The organism is Marinobacter pelagius, assembly GCF_900114925.1.
Taxonomy (GTDB): domain Bacteria; phylum Pseudomonadota; class Gammaproteobacteria; order Pseudomonadales; family Oleiphilaceae; genus Marinobacter; species Marinobacter pelagius.
Genome location: NZ_FOUR01000002.1, coordinates 57,265 through 74,668, shown reverse-complemented (window position 1 = coordinate 74,668; position 17,404 = coordinate 57,265). Strand labels below are relative to the sequence as shown.

General features: G+C 60.4%; 13 protein-coding genes. 11 read left to right on the top strand and 2 right to left on the bottom strand.

Translation table 11 applies throughout. The features are described from left to right. Window positions 1-29: 29 nt before the first annotated feature. The 3 genes from BM254_RS04470 to BM254_RS04460 are packed head-to-tail and all read left to right on the top strand — an operon-like array spanning window position 30 to window position 2,096. Window positions 30-560 carry an ExbD/TolR family protein gene (locus tag BM254_RS04470; RefSeq protein WP_091999394.1) on the top strand — a complete coding sequence of 177 codons (531 nt, stop codon included), beginning with the start codon at window positions 30-32 and terminating at the stop codon, window positions 558-560. Beyond that, window positions 557-1,045 (top strand): ExbD/TolR family protein, encoded by a 489-nt coding sequence (locus tag BM254_RS04465; RefSeq protein WP_091999391.1) that lies wholly within the window; start codon window positions 557-559, stop codon window positions 1,043-1,045. The genes BM254_RS04470 and BM254_RS04465 overlap by 4 nt, the downstream gene beginning before the upstream one ends. Next, complete coding sequence (locus BM254_RS04460) at window positions 1,038-2,096, top strand: AgmX/PglI C-terminal domain-containing protein (RefSeq protein WP_091999387.1); 1,059 nt, start codon at window positions 1,038-1,040, stop codon at window positions 2,094-2,096. The genes BM254_RS04465 and BM254_RS04460 overlap by 8 nt, the downstream gene beginning before the upstream one ends. A 45-nt stretch (window positions 2,097-2,141) precedes the next feature. Here the strand turns inward: BM254_RS04460 and BM254_RS04455 are convergent, their stop codons facing one another. Beyond that, entirely contained in the window at window positions 2,142-2,627 is a 486-nt protein-coding gene (locus tag BM254_RS04455) for a MaoC/PaaZ C-terminal domain-containing protein (RefSeq protein WP_091999384.1), read from the bottom strand. Window positions 2,628-2,814: 187 nt separating this feature from the next. On the opposite strand from BM254_RS04455, the gene BM254_RS04450 reads away from it, so the two are divergent. From BM254_RS04450 to BM254_RS04440, 3 genes are all read left to right on the top strand, one after another. Continuing rightward, a complete protein-coding gene (locus BM254_RS04450) occupies window positions 2,815-4,488 on the top strand; it encodes a long-chain fatty acid--CoA ligase (protein WP_091999381.1) in 1,674 nt (557 codons plus the stop codon). Between the two features lie 193 nt (window positions 4,489-4,681). Next, on the top strand, window positions 4,682-8,545 hold the full coding sequence (gene hrpA / locus BM254_RS04445) for an ATP-dependent RNA helicase HrpA (RefSeq protein WP_091999377.1): 3,864 nt from the start codon (window positions 4,682-4,684) through the stop codon (window positions 8,543-8,545). Between the two features lie 104 nt (window positions 8,546-8,649). Then, on the top strand, window positions 8,650-9,771 hold the full coding sequence (locus BM254_RS04440; RefSeq protein WP_091999374.1) for a beta-ketoacyl-ACP synthase III: 1,122 nt from the start codon (window positions 8,650-8,652) through the stop codon (window positions 9,769-9,771). 9 nt (window positions 9,772-9,780) lie between these two features. On the opposite strand, the gene BM254_RS04435 is transcribed toward BM254_RS04440, so the two are convergent. Next, window positions 9,781-10,188 (bottom strand): acyl-CoA thioesterase, encoded by a 408-nt coding sequence (locus tag BM254_RS04435; RefSeq protein WP_091999371.1) that lies wholly within the window; start codon window positions 10,186-10,188, stop codon window positions 9,781-9,783. Between the two features lie 94 nt (window positions 10,189-10,282). Between BM254_RS04435 and BM254_RS04430 the strand changes: the two genes are divergently transcribed. From BM254_RS04430 to dinG, 5 genes are all read left to right on the top strand, one after another. Then, window positions 10,283-11,059, top strand: a complete 777-nt coding sequence (locus tag BM254_RS04430) for an MlaA family lipoprotein (RefSeq protein ID WP_092000713.1) — start codon at window positions 10,283-10,285, stop codon at window positions 11,057-11,059. A 26-nt stretch (window positions 11,060-11,085) separates the two neighbouring features. Further along, entirely contained in the window at window positions 11,086-12,573 is a 1,488-nt protein-coding gene (locus tag BM254_RS04425; RefSeq protein ID WP_091999368.1) for a DUF3336 domain-containing protein, read from the top strand. Window positions 12,574-12,668: 95 nt separating this feature from the next. Next, entirely contained in the window at window positions 12,669-14,378 is a 1,710-nt protein-coding gene (locus BM254_RS04420; RefSeq protein ID WP_091999365.1) for an ExeA family protein, read from the top strand. Window positions 14,379-14,381: 3 nt separating this feature from the next. Then, complete coding sequence (locus BM254_RS04415) at window positions 14,382-15,101, top strand: general secretion pathway protein GspB (protein ID WP_091999362.1); 720 nt, start codon at window positions 14,382-14,384, stop codon at window positions 15,099-15,101. Continuing rightward, window positions 15,101-17,290 (top strand): ATP-dependent DNA helicase DinG, encoded by a 2,190-nt coding sequence (gene dinG / locus BM254_RS04410; RefSeq protein WP_091999359.1) that lies wholly within the window; start codon window positions 15,101-15,103, stop codon window positions 17,288-17,290. Before BM254_RS04415 ends, dinG begins: the two co-directional genes overlap by 1 nt. Window positions 17,291-17,404 lie beyond the last annotated feature (114 nt).

Sequence of the window (17,404 nt, the reverse complement as noted above, 5' to 3'; positions counted from 1 at the left end):
CCGCAACAGCACTGCGGAGGGAATGGACCATGAGACGTCGACATCGTCGGATGACGAATTCTCCGGAACTGGATATCACCGCGTTCCTGAACCTTATGATCGTGCTCGTGCCCGTGCTGCTGCTGGGCATGGTGTTCAGCCAGGTACGCATGATCGAGCTGAATTTTCCCGGGCTGCAGGAGGGCGAACCGCTTGAGTCGGAGCAACTCGATCTGGTGGTCACCCTGATTCCTGGAGGCATCGAAGTAGCGGATTCCGAGCGGGGTCTGCTCCGGGTCTTGCCCGCGACTGACGGCAAGCAAGACTTTGAGAGTCTGAGAAACCTGCTTCGGGGGATCAAAGCCCGGGTACCGGACAAGACCGACGTGATTCTTGAGGTGGGCCCCGACATCGACTACCAGACCCTGGTTACCACCATGGACACCGTCCGCTCCTATCCCGCCGTGGTGGCCGCAAGTGTCGTGGAGGGAGAACTGTTTCCCGATATTTCCCTGATGGATGCGCCGGAGGACCGGGCGCTGGCTGACCTGGCGGCACCTGCGGCCGGGGAGGGTGCATGAAAAGCTCCCATCGTTCCCGGCGGCTGCGCCGTCACTATGGCCGGATGCACAAGGCCGGTGGCCTGAATCTGGTGTCGCTCATGGATATCTTCACCATTCTGGTGTTCTTCCTGATGGTGAACTCGTCCGATGTGAAAGTGATGCAGAACTCCACCGACGTGCCGCTGCCAGTTTCCAGCGCGGAGCAGCAGGCAGTGGAAAACCTGACGGTCCAGGTCAGCGGCCGGTCGATTCTGGTGCAGGGTCGGGAAGTGGCGCGGCTGGACGGCATTGAGAAGGGGGATCGTCACATCTCCGGTTTGTCGGAGGAGCTGGCCTATCGCCGTGACCGCCTGCAGGAAATTCCGGAACAGGGTCTGCCAATCACCATCATGGCTGCCCGGGATACCGATTACCGGCTGCTGCGCAGGATCATGCAGACCTGCGTTGACCAGCAATTCCGGCAGGTAAGGCTGGCGGTCGAGCCGGAGGTGCGCAATGGCTGAGGCCCAGGTGCAGCAGGATTGGCAGAGTCCGCGCCTGCCCTGGTCCCGGGCGCCGGGTGAGCGCGGGCGGTTTGTGGGGATTCTGGTACTGACCGTGCTGGTGTTCTTGCCACCGGCGCTGTGGATTCCGTCCATGGAGTTGCCGGAGCGGGAGCGGGCCGAAGTGGAGGAGGTGCCGGCTCGGCTTGCCAGGTTGGTTGCGGCGCCGGAGGTGAAGAAGGGGTCAGAAGAACAAGTTCTTCAGACCCCGGAGCTGGCAAAGGGGTCTGATGAAAACCTTCATCTGACCCCAACTTCACCTTCAACCCCCGAGGCCGCCGACGTAGAAACGGGGTCTGATGAACTTGTTCATCTGACCCCAAGTTCACCCCCCGAGGTCGCTGAATTGAAAAAGGGGTCAGATGAACAAGTTCATCAGACCCCGCCCACGCCCCTGGCGCGCCGAACCGCCGAGCAAGCCCGCGAAACCGCCTCCCGCTCAGGCCTGCTGGCCATGAAGGACCGGCTGGCGTCGCTCCGGGAGTCTTCGTCGGAGCAGGCTACGGCTATGGCCGCCAATGTGGGATCGGAACCCCGACCAGTCTCCCCGGAACCTGAGCGCCCGGAAGTTCTGAAGGGCAGCGGGGGCGTCGAAGACGGAGAAAACCCGGCAGCAGACGTCGCAGTAGCCGACCACCAGGTCAAGAAAGTCGAGCCCACGAACGAACCGGAGCAGCAAACCGTAGCCCGTGCCAACACCGCCGCCGCGGAACCCTCCGCGGGAGAACGGGCGATGAGCAATATCCGCAAGGTGTTCGATGCCCAGAAAACCGCGCTCTATTCTCTCTACAAGCGGGAACTGCGCCAGGATCCGACGTTGGAAGGCAAGGTTCTGCTTGAGCTGGTGATCGAGCCGGATGGATCGGTGTCCGCCTGCGAGGTGGTGAGTTCGGAGCTGGAAAATCCGACCCTGGAGCAGCGTATCGCCATGCGAGTGCGCATGTTCAACTTTGGCGCAGACAGTGTCGAGCGGCGGAAGGTACGATTCCCGGTGGATTTCCTGCCGGGCTGAGTCCCGGCAGGAAACTTAATATGCTGCAGCGGGCAGGGCGCCCGTTCAGCGGTCGATGGTGATCTCGGGCAGGTTCGGCTTGTTCAGCTTCACCTTGTCCTTCGGGGCAATCACCTTGGCTTCGCCAACTACCACCTGCTGGTCGTTCTGGTTCCGCACATCGCATTCCACAACAACCCGGTTTTTCGGCTCCTTTCTCAGAACTTTCAGCTTCACCGTGATAGTGTCATCCAGCTTTACCGGCCGTTTGAAGGAGAGGTTCTGTTCCAGATAGATGGTTCCCGGCCCCGGCATCACGGTCGCCAGTGCGGCCGAGACCAGGGAGCCGCTCCACATGCCGTGGGCGATGCGTTCCTTGAACATGGTATTGGCCGCAAATTCGGCGTCCAGGTGTACCGGATTCACATCACCGGAAACCGCCGCGAACAGGTAAAGGTCATCCTCGGTGAGAGTCCGGGTGAACGTGGCGGTATCGCCCTCATTGAGTTCGTCATAGGTGACATTTTCCAGCGTATCCAGGGTATCGTTCATCGTGTGCTCCGCACGTTATTGAAAGCAAAACAGTTGTTCGGTGTGATGCCTGAAACCTACCTCATCGATTACAAAACTGCTATTCTCTCTCCACTTTTTTTCGGCTGATACTTTTGTCGGGTTGATTTTTTGATCAGCCTGACATTGGTCGACCATTACAATCAGAAGCGCCAAACAGGAGATGGTGATGGATTTTGAGCAGTTTTATCAGGACAAATACCCCGCCGGCGTGCCCCGCGAGGTAGACCTGGATAAATACCAGAGCATGGTGGATGTGTTCGAGCAGGCCGTGAAGAAATACGCGGACCGCCCCGCATTCAGTGCTGTTGGCGCAACTCTCACTTACCGTGACCTCGACACCCAAAGCCGTAACTTTGCCGCCTGGCTGCAGAACAAGACTGACCTCAAGCCCGGGGACCGCATCGCTGTCCAGATGCCGAACCTTCCCCAGTACCCTGTGGTGGTTTTCGGCGCGATGCGTGCCGGCATGATTGTCGTCAATACCAACCCGCTCTACACCCAGCGGGAAATGGAACATCAGTTCAACGACTCCGGCGCCAAGGCCCTGGTGGTGCTGGCTAACATGGCAGACAACGCCGAAAAGGTGGTGCCCCAGACCGGCATAGAGCATGTCATCATTACCGAAATCGCCGACATGAACTCGCCGATTAAGCGCACCCTGATGAATGCCGCAGTCAAGCATCTCAAGAAGATGGTGCCGGCGTTCAACATTCCCGGTGCCCACAAGCTCCCGGCGGTTCTGGGTGCCGGCGCCCGTGAAAAGTTCACCCCGGTAGAGACCAAGAACGACGATGTCGCGGTTCTGCAGTACACCGGCGGTACTACCGGTGTGGCCAAAGGTGCCATGCTGACCCACAGCAATCTGGTGGCGAACCTGCTTCAGGTCCGGCCGATGATGGAAGACACCGTGGAAGAGGGCAAGGAAGTGGTCATCGCGCCCCTGCCGCTGTACCACATTTATTCCTTCACCCTGAACTGCGGCATCATGCTGGAAGCCGGCGCGCACAACGTGCTGATCCCGAATCCGCGGGACATTCCGGGCTTTGTGAAAGAACTGAAGAACCACAAGTTCACCGCTTTCCTCGGTCTGAACACCCTTTTCGTTGCCCTGTGCAACAACGAAGAGTTCCAGGATCTGGACTTCAGCTCCCTGAAGCTCACATCCTCCGGTGGTATGGCCCTGACCAGTGACACCGCCAAGATGTGGCAACGGGTGACCGGTTGCGAGATCTCCGAGGGTTACGGGATGACCGAAACCTCCCCGGTGGTTACATTCAACCCCCACAGCGCCATTCAGATCGGTACCATCGGCCTGCCGATTCCCTCGACCATCGTCAAGACCATCGATGATGACGGTAACGAGACCCCGCTGGGCGAGCCTGGCGAGCTGTGTGTCAAAGGGCCCCAGGTGATGCGCGGCTACTGGCAGCGCCCGGAGGATACCCAGAAGTCCTTCACCGAGGATGGTTTCCTGAAGACCGGGGATATTGCCCTGATCCAGGAAGACGGCTACATCCGGATCGTTGACCGTAAGAAGGACATGATCATCGTGTCCGGCTTCAATGTGTTCCCGAACGAAGTGGAAGACGTGGTGAGCGCACACCCGAAAGTGGTGGAGTGTGCGGCCGTCGGCATTCCGGATGCCAAGAGCGGCGAGGCAGTCAAGGTCTATCTTGTACCGACCCCCGAGGGCGTCAGCGAGAACGAACTGAAAGAGTTCTGCCGTGAACGCCTGACCGCCTACAAGGTGCCCAAGCACTTCGAGTTCCGTGACGAACTGCCCAAGACCAACGTGGGCAAGATCCTGCGTCGCGAACTGCGGGATGAAGCCAGCAAGTAATCCCGTTGGTATCCTGAAGACCCCGCTCCGGCGGGGTTTTTCTTTTTTAAGCCAGTAACTTTCCGCTAGACTGTGCTGCTCGAATCCACCCCACTGAGCTTTACACCGGTTCCTCTTTTCAATGCCAAAGACCACATCAGACAGTCCCGCAACGTCCTCTCCGCGCCCGGATTCCCAGGCGGCCGTCAAGGCCATGATGGAGCAACTGGACGCCTGCAATCAGCAGGAGGCCGCCCGCATCGTCAAGACTGTGGCCCGAACCAAGGGCAAGCCGGGCCAGAAGGATCTGGAGAAAATGGCGGGCTGGCTGGAGCGGGGCCTTGAGAAAGTCCGTCAGCGCCAGGCCCTGCACAAACCGGCAAGCTTCCCCGAATCCCTGCCGGTGTCCGATCGGGTCGATGACATCCGCGAGGCCATTGAACAGAACCAGGTGGTGATCATCGCCGGTGAGACCGGTTCCGGCAAAACCACGCAGATTCCGAAGATCTGCATGAACAGTGGTCGCGGCATCCGGGGCCTGGTGGGCCACACGCAGCCTCGCAGGATTGCCGCCCGGAGTGTGGCGGCCCGGATTGCCGAGGAGCTGGGCGAGCAGGTCGGGCAGCAGATCGGTTACCAGGTCCGGTTCACGGACCAGACTTCGGAGCAATCCCGGGTCAAGGTGATGACCGACGGCATCCTGCTGGCGGAGATCCAGCACGATCGGTTCCTGGATCGCTACGACACCCTGATTATCGACGAGGCCCACGAGCGCAGCCTCAACATCGATTTCCTGCTCGGATACCTGAAGCAGCTGCTGCCCAAACGGCCGGACCTCAAGGTCATCATTACCTCCGCCACTATAGAAGTGGAGCGATTCAGCGAATTCTTCGACCAGGCCCCGGTAATCGAGGTCAGCGGTCGCACCTATCCGGTGGATATCCGCTACCGGCCCCTGACCGGCGATGAGGATGACCGTGACCAGAGCTGGACCGATGGCGTGCTGGATGCCCTGGGGGAAATCGAGGATCACGAACGCAGCGAGAAACAGCCTCCGGGTGATGTTCTGGTGTTCCTGCCCGGGGAGCGGGAGATCCGAAGCCTGAGCAAGGTGCTCCGCCACGTCGATCTCAAGCACACCGAGGTGCTGCCGCTGTATTCCCGTCTCAGCAACCAGGAACAGAACCGGGTATTCCAGTCCCACCGGGGCCGGCGCATCGTGTTGTCCACCAACGTGGCGGAAACATCGCTCACCGTGCCCGGCATCCGCTATGTGATCGATACCGGGGTGGCCCGGATCAGCCGGTACAGCGTGCGTTCGAAGATCCAGCGCCTGCCCATCGAGCCGGTGTCCCAGGCCAGTGCCAACCAGCGTGCCGGTCGTTGCGGCCGGGTGGCGCCGGGTATTTGCTTCCGGCTCTACGATGAGACCGATTTCATCAACCGGCCGGAATATACCGATCCGGAAATCCTGCGCACCAACCTGGCCTCGGTCATCCTGCAGATGGCCACGTCGGGCCTGGGCGAGATTCGCAACTTCCCGTTCCTGGAGGCGCCCGACAAGCGGCAGATCAACGACGGTTACAAGCTGCTGGAAGAGCTGGGTGCGGTTGATGACAAGCGGAAACTGACTGGCCTGGGCCGGACCATGTCCAAGCTGCCCCTGGACCCGCGCCTGGCCCGGATGCTGGTGACTGCGGCAGAGCAGGGCAGTCTGGCGGAGACCCTGGTGGTGATCGCCGGGCTCAGTATCCAGGATCCCCGTGAACGACCGCAGGACAAACAGCAGGCAGCGGACCAGGCCCATGCGCCGTTCAACGACAAGGAATCCGATTTTGCCACCCTGCTCAATATCTGGAACTGGTATGAAGAGCAGCGGCAGGAACTGTCCCAGAACCAGCTCAAGAAGCTGTGCCAGAAGACCTTCCTGAGCTGGATGCGTATGCGGGAATGGCGGGACATACATCGCCAGCTCACCCTGATCTGTCGTGAGCAGAAGCTGGCGTTCAACAAGGAGCCGGCCAGTTACGATCCGATTCACAAGGCCATCCTGGCCGGCCTGCTGGGGCAGGTGGCGGTGAAGCTGGAGAAAAAAGAGTATCTGGCCACCCGTAACCGCAAGGTCTGGATCTTTCCCGGTTCCAAGGTCGCCAAGTCCGCCCCCAAGTGGATCGTGGCGGCGGAAATTGTCGAAACCAGCCGGGTCTTCGCCCGCATGGTGGCCGCCATCCAGCCCGAGTGGATCGAGCCGCTGGCCGGTCATGTGGTCAAGCACAATTACTTCGAGCCCCACTGGGAGCAGAAGCGCGCCCAGGTGATGGGCTACGAGAAAGTGACCCTGTACGGGCTCGACGTGGTGCCCAAACGTCGCATTCCCTACGCCAAGGTGGACCCGGTTGAAAGCCGAAACCTGTTCATCCGCCGCGCCCTGGTGGAAGGGGATTACCGGTCAAAGGCTCCGTTCATCGCCCGCAACCGGGAGATGCTCGATACCGTCGAGAACCTGGAGAAGAAAACCCGGCGCCGGGACCTGCTGGTAGACGACGAGGTACTGTTCGCGTTCTATGACGAGCGACTGCCCAACGATATCGTCAGTGGCCGCCATTTCGAATCCTGGTGGAAGAATCTTTCCGCTGAGGAACTCCGGAACCTGGAGCTCACCGAGGAAGATGTTCTGCAGCGCCCCCTGGATGCCGGAGCGGCCGAGCTATATCCGGATTATCTGGAGTGGGAGGGCGTCAAATACCCCCTCAGCTATGAATTCGAGCCCACCAGCGAGCGGGATGGCGTCACCATGCAGGTGCCCCTGATGGCACTGAAGCAGATCCCGTCCCGGCGCCTGGAGTGGCTGGTGCCGGGCCTGCTCCGGGAGAAGTGCATTGCCCTGGTGAAGGGGCTGCCCAAGGCTCTGCGCCGGAATTTCGTGCCGGTACCGGATTTTGTTGATGCCGCCCTGGCCAATATGCAGCCCTCCAATGCGCCGCTTACCCAGCAACTGGGGGACGAGCTGCGCCGCATGACCGGTGTGCGTATTGATCCGGAAGCCTGGTCCGAGGCCGAGTTACCGAGGCATCTGAGGATGAACCTTCGGGTCATGGGCGACAAGGGCAAGGTACTGGCAGAGAGCCGGGAAACCGGTGAAATCCAGTCCCAGCTGGAAGGCAAGGCGGAAGAGGCGCTGGCATCGGTCAGCCGGGACAGCAAGCAGGATCAGCCCTCGGGGGAACACGCCGACTGGCAGTTCGGCACTCTGCCCCGCCAGGTCCAGACCGAGAAGGGCGGTATGCAGGTGACGGTATACCCCGCGCTGGAGGATCTGGGCAAGACCGTACGTCAGATCCGCTGCCTGGACCGCCTGACGGCGGAAGACACCACCAGGAAAGGCGTTGCGCGCCTCATTGTTAACCGTTTCGGCAGCACCCTGAACGACCTGGAGCGGAAACTGCCCCGGTTCAAGCAGTCTGCCCTGATGTTCGCGCCGGTCGGACAAGCCCGGGTGTTGCTGGATGACCTGCTGCTCTCCACCGTGATCCAGCATTTTCTGTCCGACGAGCTACCCCGCTCACCGGCGGACTTTGACCGCATTTTTGATGCCCGGCGGGGGGACTTTATTCCGGCCCTCGAGGAAGCGGATCAGCGCCTGTACGAGGCCATGAGTGGTTACCAGAAGGTTGCCAAGCAGCTGAAAGGCAAGATCAACCTGGCGCTGGCCAACAGCATGGCCGACCTGAAGTTCCAGCTGGAGAACCTGGTGTATCCCGGCTTCCTGGTGGCAACCCCGCCGGAATGGCTGGCACGGTTCGGCGTCTACTTCGAGGCCTGCCTGGTGCGGCTCGAGAAGATGCCCCGGGAAATGGGCCGGGAGCGGGAGTTTCTGCACACCATCGAGCCCCTGTGGGCCCGATATGCCGCCAAGCGCGACGAGCAGCAGCGCCAGGGTATCCGTGATCCGGAGCTGGTTCTGTACCGATGGATGCTGGAAGAGTTCCGGGTGTCGTTTTTCGCCCAGCAACTGGGCACCGCGATGACGGTTTCGGTAAAACGCCTGGACAAACAGTGGGAGCAAACAAGGGTCTGAGCCTGGTAACGAAGGCTAACGGGAAAATCCGGATGACTGTGTTAGTATTTCCGACAGTGCATCATTCTGTCATCAAGTTTTCACTGTCTTGACGTGGGGTTAGCGTGATTAAAGCCGTCATTAGCGGAACTGGTCTGTACACACCGCCTGCAACAATTGATAACGATGAGCTGGTCGAAGCGTTCAACCAGTTCGTTGACCTGTATAACGACGAGCATGCCGGGGAAATCGAGCGCGGTGACATCGCCGCGCTGCAGCATTCCTCTTCTGCATTTATCGAGAAGGCGTCTGGTATCAAGCGCCGGCATGTGATCGACAAGGAAGGCATTCTCGACCCGCGTCGGATGACGCCCTACATCCCGGAGCGCAGCAACGACGAACACTCGGTTCAGTGTGACATGGCGGTGGCCGCCTGCAATGAGGCACTGGAACAGGCCGGTAAAACCCCGGCGGATGTGGATGCGGTCATCGTAGCCTGCTCGAACTTGCAGCGCGCCTACCCGGCGATCTCCATCGAAGTGCAGGATGCCCTGGGTATCGACGGTTTCGCCTACGACATGAACGTGGCCTGCAGCTCCGCCACCTTTGGTCTGCAGGCTGCGGTCAATTCCGTGGAGAACGGCGCCGCCCGTTCCGTACTGGTAGTGAGCCCGGAAATCTGCTCCGGACACCTGAACTTCCGGGACCGGGACAGCCATTTCATCTTCGGTGACGCCTGTACCGCCATTCTGGTAGAGCGCGAAGAAAACACCAAAGAAGGGCAGGGTTTCGAGATCCTCGGTACCAGCCTGAAGACCAAGTTTTCCAACAACATCCGCAACAACTTCGGTTTCCTGAACCGCGCGGATGAATCGGGCATTGGCAAGCCGGATAAGCTCTTTGTCCAGGAAGGCCGCAAGGTGTTCAAGGAAGTCTCTCCGATGGTGGCCCAGACTATCCAAAGCCACCTGGAAGCGCTGGCGCTGTCTCCGGAGAACCTGCGCCGGATGTGGCTGCACCAGGCCAACCTGAACATGAATCAGCTGATTGCCCGGAAGGTTCTGGGCCGGGACGCGACCGAAGAGGAAGCGCCGGTGATCCTGGATGAATACGCCAACACCAGTTCCGCCGGCTCGATCATCGCCTTCCACAAGCACAAGGACGACCTGGAATCCGGCGACCTGGGGGTAATCTGCTCCTTCGGTGCCGGTTATTCCATCGGCAGCGTGGTGGTTCGCCGCCGTTGATCTGAAGCCTTAACGGGCTGCCAGTTGCCTCAGGGTATCTGGCAGCGCCGTTGAGGTTCGGGCGGTCCGGTCAAACCACACTACTTTTGCGTAACCTTCCGAATAGACCTCTCCGGTTTTTGCATCTTTTAACAAATAGTAAGTGTCCAGACTGGTGTTTCCGGCCCTGTCGGCGTAGGTTTCCACTATTACCGAAGCAGGATGGGTCAGTTCTTTCAGAAAGGTGGCACTGGTCTTTATAATGACGGGTCCGGTGGGCTCTTCCGGGCCTCCGACATTCAGGGACGAAAACCAGGTAATCCGGGCCTCCTCGAAGAAGCGGAAATAAACTGTATTGTTGGCATGGCCGTATGCATCCATGTCGCCCCAGCGCAGGGGCGTTTCCAGGGTGCTGACAAGATTACCTGGTACTGACATCGGACTCCTCCGGAAGATAAAAATTATAATGACAAGCGGATAGCGCCGGTATTTTCGACGAAGCGAAACAAGATTCACAACCCGAGAGTGTATGATGAGACAACTTTTTTCCGGGCGCTTTCCCATGGTTATGCTGATCCTGACCATGTTGATGGCGGGTCAGGTGCAGGCCCAGGCGATGCAGGAGCCCGCGCCGGAAGGCTCTGTGCCGGTTGATCCGAAAGATCCTTACGAGTCCTGGAATCGCAGCGTTTTTACCTTCAATGAAACCATTGACCGCTGGTTCCTGAAGCCGGTAGCCCAGACCTATCGTACATTCACGCCACGGGTTGTCGACCGGGGTGTCACCAACTTCTTCAATAATCTCACGGAAGTCCGGAACTTCATTAACAGCCTCCTGCAACTGAAGGGTGAATCCGCTGTGGTTGCCGCAGGGCGCTTTACCTATAACACGGTGTTCGGGCTGGGTGGCCTGTTCGATGTGGCCACGGCATTTGATCTGCCGGAGCGGCCGGAGGATTTCGGCCAGACCCTGGGGTACTGGGGTGCCGGCTCCGGGCCTTATCTGATGCTGCCTTTCCTTGGGCCATCAACGCCACGGCATTTCAGTGGCCTCGCAACAGATGGTTTTGTGTTCCCGTCGCTGTGGGATGCCGCCGAAAGTCCTGAGGTCTACTACGCCCGGGCCTTGCAGGTCGTGGACAAGCGGGCGGATCTGATTCCGGCCGAAGGGTTTATCTCCGGCGATAGCTACACCTTCGTGCGCAATGCCTTCCTGCAACGCCGTGAATTCCTCATCAATGATGGTAAGGTGACTGAAGATCCGTTTGCCAGTGGCGACGACGAAGACCTGATGCTTGAGGATTTCTGACCGGCGCGACACGTGAGGAGGCCAGGGTGATCAAGGATGCGAGGATTGCGAAGTACCGGAAGATGCTGGCGGAGGCTCCGAATTACGAGGTCTGGAAAGCCGCAGCCTTGGAGCTGGATTTCCTGGAGGGCAACGCCGAGTGGAAGGAGGAGTTTGTCTCCGACCTCTATCACTACGAGCTCATCTACGATCGCCTGAGCAACCTCAAGCAGTATCGCCAGCAGAATGACTTCGAGCGCCTCAAGCGTGCGCTTCGCGAGGGCCTGCACCATGACCTCGGTAACATGGGTAATGCGGCCCTCTACACCCGCTCAAGGGTGGGTACCAAACACCTGATCGAGGAATACATCACCCAGGTCTGTGAATCCCTCGATTTTCTCTGTGACAATCCGGTGCCGGGCTTCCCCGTGGCCGACAAGCTCCAGTTCTTCCGGGACACCCTGACCAGTTACGGCCGGCCCACGTTGTTGCTCAGTGGCGGTGCCACCCTGGGGATGTTCCATTTCGGGGTGATCAAGGCCCTCTGGGAGAAGGGGTTGCTGCCCCAGGTGGTGGCCGGATCCAGCAGCGGCGCCATTATCGCGGCCATTCTGGGTGTGCACACCGACGCCGAAATCCCGGAAATGCTGGTTCCGGAAAACCATAATCTCAAGGCCTGGAAATGGCGAGGCCTGCTCAGTGCCATGCGTGGCGACGGCCTCATGGACCAGGAACAGCTGCGCTCCTGTCTGCGCGCCAATATCGGTGAGTACTCCTTCGAAGAGGCCTATCAGCGCACCGGCCGGTCGATCAACATCAGCGTATCGCCCGTCCAGGCAAATCAGAAAGCCCGGCTGCTGTGTGGCTACACGTCGCCCTATCTGCTGGTCTGGAGCGCGGCCCTGGCCAGCGCGGCGGTCCCCGGGATTTTCCCGCCGGTCACCCTGATGAAGAAGGACCTCCACGGTAACGCGCTGCCTTACATGCCCAAGGTGAAGTTCGTGGATGGCTCCGTGGTCAGTGATCTGCCCATTGAGCGCCTGATGCACCTGTACGATGTGAACTTCACCATCGTCAGCCAGACCAACCCGCACGTTGTGCCGTTCCTGAGTGGCCGGGGCGAGGACGAAAAGCTGTCCCTGGCCAGGCTGCCGATGCACCTGCTCAAGTCCGAGATCCAGTTCCACGGCCAGGGGGTGTTCGATTACCTGCGCAAACGCTTGCGGCCGGAACTACTCCGGCAGGTATCCGGGCAGATGTACACCATCATGGCCCAGCGGTATTCCGGCGATGTCACCATCGCACCGTCCTACTCGGTGCGGGATTTCAGCCGGATGCTGGCCAATCCCGATCCGGCCTATGTCCGGGAGATGATCCTGGCCGGAGAACGTGCCACCTGGCCGAAAATCTCGATGATCCGCTCCCATGCCCGGATCTCCAAGACCCTGGAGCGATGCGTAAGGCGCCTGAAACAGCAGAATCGACGAACCGCCGAACTCCGGCTGATAAGCAATTCCGATTCCAGTGCATCCTGAGATGACACGCCGCTGAAACGGGCGCTATCATACCGCCATAACAAACCGGGCAGGTGAAGCCCATGCCCGGTGCCTGAGCATCTGACTGGACGTCCATGTACTACGATTTCTTCGGTTTCCGGGAACCGCCGTTCTCCATCGCGCCAGACCCCCGCTATCTGTACCTGAGCGAGCGCCACAAGGAAGCGCTGGCTCACCTGATGTATGGGGTGAAGGGGCAGGGTGGCTTCATCGTGATCACCGGCGAGGTAGGGACCGGTAAGACCACGGTGAGCCGCTGCTTTATCGAGAATGCCCCGGACAACGTGGACATTGCCCTGATCCTCAATCCCCGGCTGTCTGCCCAGGAACTGCTGTCCGCCATCTGCGACGAGCTGCGGATTGCCCACGAGCCGGGCGCCACCATCAAGCAGTTGGTTGACCTGATCAACCGGGATCTGCTCGATGCCCACGCCGCCGGCCGTCACAAGGTGCTGTTGATTGACGAGGCGCAGAATCTTTCTGCCGATGTGCTGGAGCAGCTGCGGCTGCTGACCAATCTCGAGACCGCCGAGAAGAAACTGCTGCAGATTGTGTTGCTCGGGCAGCCGGAGCTGCAGCAGATTCTGTCCCTGCCCGAACTTCGCCAGCTCAACCAGAGGGTCACGGCCCGCTACCATCTGGATGCCATCAACCGGAATGAGCTGCCGGCTTACCTGAAGTACCGCCTCGGAGTGGCCGGAATGCGCGGGGATATCTTCTCCCAGGGCGCCATCAACCGGCTTTACAAGGAAAGCCAGGGCATTCCCCGCCTGATCAACCTGATCAGCGACCGGGCACTACTGGGCGCCTACGCCGAAGGCGAACACGAGATTACGACCGGCCATATCAAACAGGCGGCCAGGGAAGTTCGCGGCGGCAACGCGGCTCCGGTTACCGCCAAAAATGGTTCCGGGCGCGGATCACAGTACCTGCTCGTGGCTGCGTCCATTCTGGTCGCTGTTATGGGTACGGTCTGGCTGGTTGACCGCTGGCCCCTGGCCAACACGCTCGAACGAGCTCTGGAAACCGAAACTGAACAGGCGGGTGTGGTTGACCGGGAAGCCGAATCCGAAGACGTGGCCGACGAAACAACCGCTGAGATTGCCACAGAGGGACCCCCGATCCTGGAGCCTGTCCGGGAGCCATTGGCCAGTTTCCGGTTCGCGGAAGACCGGGTCAGCAGGCCAGGGGCTTTCCGTTTACTCTTCGGTCTGTGGGACAAGAGTTATCGGCCCGAGGATCATCCCGTTGCCTGTGACTATGCCCGCACCATCGGCCTGAGATGTCTGGAGCGGCAGGGAACGCGCCGGAGTCTCGAGTTCCTGAACCGACCGGCCATGCTCCAGCTTCGCAACGAGGCTGGTGAGACCGGCTATGCCGTGCTCAAGACTCTTGATGGAGACATGGCGGAAGTCATGCTCCCCGGAGGCCAGTCTCGGGAAATGTCCTTCGCCAGCCTGGAGCGATACTGGTTTGGGGAGTACCGCGTGCTATGGCGTTTACCCGAATACATGACAGGTGACAATTTCTACGCCTCCGGTAACGGCCAGCAGTTGTGGATTGGCGCCAGGATGATGGAGCTGGCCGACCGGTATGCCACCTCTGCCACCGAGAATGGTCGGGTTAAACGCATGTCAGCGGAACAACAGGTGCGCTGGTACCAGGAAATCAAGGGTCTGGCAGTGGATGGCATCGCCGGTGCCATGACGGTTATCCAGATCAATAACGACCTGGATACCCCGGGGCCCCGACTGGTTCCCCGTATTTCGAGCAGTAAGGGGTAAGCCGTGTCCTATATCCTCGATGCACTCCGGAAATCCGAAACCGAGCGGCGCCAGGGCAAGGTTCCTGACCTGGGCCAGCAAGTCCAATTGATTCATCGGCCCAAGAAGAAACGGGCCAGTTCGGCTGTGGTTTGGATTGCCCTGGCACTACTGGTCAATGCGGCAGTTCTGGCTGTGGTGTTCTGGCCGGACAAGGGCTTGATCGTGACTCCCGTAGAGCAGGAGGCCCCGTCGCGCGTCAATGGAGAGGCTGTTGCAGAAGCCAGCCGGGAACCGCCCGCTGAAGTTCCGGAACCGGTCAACCAGGCGTCGGCAGACGAGAGAGTGGCGGAGACCGGCGAGGCGGAAGACCTGGAGAGGCCGGAGCCCCAGGCTGTCCCGGCACCACAGGTTTCGGAGAAGCCTACCATCATTGTGCCTTCCGTCAGTGCCAGCGATGGCAATCCGGTATTGCCCGCAGCCGAAAGCTCAGGCAGGGTACCGCATCTTGTCGAGTTACCCCTGTCATTCCAGAAGAGCATTCCCGATTTGACCTTTAACAGCCATCTGTACTCATCCGACCCGTCCTCAAGCCGGGTGATGATCAATGACAACTACCTGCGCGCCGGAGACACTTTCTCGGGCCTGACGGTAGAGCGGATCACCGAAGACGGCGTGATCCTGAGCAGGCAGGGGCAGTCGTTCAGGGTCGGCACCGTCCGTGACTGGGTGAGCCCGCGCTGATGGCACTGACGGAAGAGATCAAGCAACAGATCCAGCAAGGCTACCGGGATGTGCTGGCGGGCAAGGACATCCGGGCCCGCTATGGTCAACGGCTGATGATCGCCGAAATCGCCCGTTACATGGGTGAGATCACCGATAACGATGGCCAGCGCACCTCGCCGCCCGCCACCTGTGTGGTGGAAGCAGGAACCGGTACCGGCAAGACCCTGGCCTACCTGATTGCCGCGATTCCGGTTGCAAAAGCTTTGGGCAAGACCCTGGTGATTTCCACGGCTACCGTGGCGCTCCAGGACCAGATTGTCCTGAAGGATCTGCCGGACCTGAAAAAACACAGCAAGATGGATTTTTCCTGGACCCTGGCCAAGGGCCGGGGCCGCTACTTGTGCATGTCCCGCCTGGAGGCACGACTTCACGACGAGGGCAACGGTGACAGCGACACCATGCCCCTGTTCCTGCTGGACAGCCCGTCCGGCGATGAACCGGGTACCCGCGCCTTTTTCGAGGAAATGCTGGCCAGTTACGGGTCCAGAAAGTGGGACGGGGATCGGGACCACTGGCCTGAGCAGATTCCCGATGACGTCTGGCGCCAGGTCACCACCGACCACCGGCAGTGCACCAACCGCCACTGCAGCTATTTTGACAGCTGCGCCTTCTTTGACGCCCGCAAGGACCTGGACGACGCCGATATTGTCGTTGCCAACCATGACCTTGTGCTTGCCGACCTGGCCCTGGGAGGCGGCGCGATCCTGCCTGAGCCGGAAAATGCCCTGTTCATTTTTGACGAGGCCCACCACCTGCCGGACAAGGCCCTGAACCATTTCGCCGCCTCGGTTCCCCTGAACGCCACCCGGCAGTGGCTCAAGCAATTGTCCCAGGCGCTGGTGAAGATGCAGCCGTTCCTGGCTCCCGGTACCCAGGCGGTCAAGACCCTGGACAAGATCAGCACAGCGGCCCGCGATGTGGACCAGATGCTTACGCGGGTCTATGAGGAAGCCGAACAGAACACCGGCTGGGAGTTCAACGAGGAGCGTCGCACCGCCCAGTGGCGTTACCCGGAGGGCGAGTTGCCGGAACAGCTGGCGGAACTTGCCGGGGAGGCACGTATTGCTACCGCGGGACTGGTCCGTCATCTTGGCTCTCTGGCCGATGAACTCCAGGCGGCCTTTGACGACCGCAAGGAACACGACATCGACAGGGATACTGCCGAGGCGTGGTACCCGGTGATCGGTTCCTTCCACAGTCGCTCCGAGGAACAACTGAGGCTCTGGGCGGCGTGGTGCGACCAGGCTGGTTCCGGCAGCCAGGAAAAGCAGGGTGATGAAGAACAGGGCGCCCCGGCACCAAAACCCAAGAGTCCGCCACCGGCCCGCTGGGCGGTGCGGCAGCGCTGGGACCACGCCGAGGACATCACCCTCTACAGCTCGCCGGTGCTGGCGGATAACCTGCTGTATTCACGGCTCTGGTCACGGGCCTACGGCGCGGTGCTGACCAGCGCCACGCTGACTGCCCTGGGCCGGTTTGATCGTCTGAGATCCCGGGCGGGCCTGCCGGAAGCCAGCAAGTACCTGGTGGTACCGAGCTCGTTCCGCTATGGCGAGATGGCGACCGTGGAGGTGCCCGCCATGAAAGCCATGCCCACCGATGATGCCTTTACCGATGCCCTGGTCGAGCGCTTGCCGGGTCTGTGGGCCGGCGAAAAGGCCACCCTGGTGTTGTTCACCTCGCGCCGACAGATGCAGCAGGTGCGCGATGCCCTGGCTCCGGAATATCCCGACCTGATCCTGACCCAGGACGACATGGCAAAGGGGGAAGTCCTGCGCCAGCACTGCAGCCGGGTGGATGAGGGTCGCCCGAGCGTGCTGTTCGGGGTGGCCAGCTTTGCCGAGGGTATTGATTTGCCGGGCAAGTACCTCCACCACGTGGTAATCACCCGATTGCCGTTCTCGGTTCCGGACGATCCCATCGAAGCGAGCCTCGCGGAATGGGTGACCCAGCGCGGTGGTAATCCGTTCATGGAAATCACTGTTCCGGATGCCTCGGTGAAGCTGGTGCAGGCGGTCGGCCGGCTGCTGCGCACCGAGCAGGACACCGGCAGGGTCACCATTCTGGATCGCCGCATCATTGCCCGCCGCTATGGCCAGTTGTTGCTGGATGCCTTGCCACCGTTCCGTCGGATAATCGAGCACTGATAAAAAAAGAGCCGTCCCATTGGGCGGCTCCTGGCGAAGGGGTTCTTTTCGAACCCGGGCGTCGAAACAACGCGGTACAAGAGAAGTCTGAAGGCCTGAAGTTTCAGAATTCTT